1 protein-coding gene is annotated in these 760 nt (G+C 67.5%); it reads right to left on the minus strand.

Annotated features, from left to right (window positions below; translation table 11 throughout):
* Positions 1 to 760 (minus strand): IS21 family transposase (istA, locus tag G6027_RS17225; RefSeq protein ID WP_241727246.1); only part of this gene is annotated, 760 nt, incomplete at both ends.

A 760-nucleotide genomic window follows, 5' to 3' on the forward strand; every position in this document is an offset into this window, starting at 1 on the left:
CCCAGGCGGACCTCGAGACGACGCCCGACGTGACGTGCGGGCACCGAGTAGTAGGACTGGCGCACGCACACTCGCGCTTTGGCATCGACCCGGCACGACAGGACGGCGTCCACATCGAAGACCTCGGCCGGTAGCGGCCGCAGCAGCGGCAGTTCCCGGGCCGCGGCGGCGCCGACGGTCTCGGCCCGGGCGCCGATGCGCCGGGCATCATCGCGGGCATCACCGGCGGCGATTAGCTCATTAAGCTCGGCCAGGGAGTCCACTTTCGGTACCGGGGTCAGGTGTCGGCGCCGGAACCGACCGATCTCGCCCTCGACGCCGCCCTTCTCATGGGCCCCGTCCTTTCCGGGGATGCAGTAGAACGAATCGAACCCGTAATGCGAGCGCAACGCCACGAATCGGGTGTGCTCAAACCGGTCGCGGCCAAGCGCCACCCTGGTCACCGCCGGTTTGAGATTGTCGTAGCGGATCATCCCGACCGGCACCCCGCCAAGCGCGGCGAACGCCCGAACATGCCCGTCGAAGAACGATTCCTGGGCCTGGTTGGCGTAAGCGAAGTGGAACGCCTTGCCCGAATGCGACAGGCGCATGCAGAACATGAACACCTTCATCACCACGCCGGCGATCACGGCGGTGAACTCACCGAAGTCAACCTCGGCCTCCTCGGCTGGCGGGTGGGTCTGCGGCACCATCACCTCGGTCGGGCCACTGATCTCGGCGCGGAGTTTGGCGACCAGGTTGCGCACGCTCGACTCGGCCA

Source organism: Dietzia sp. SLG310A2-38A2, assembly GCF_014145095.1.
Taxonomy (GTDB): domain Bacteria; phylum Actinomycetota; class Actinomycetes; order Mycobacteriales; family Mycobacteriaceae; genus Dietzia.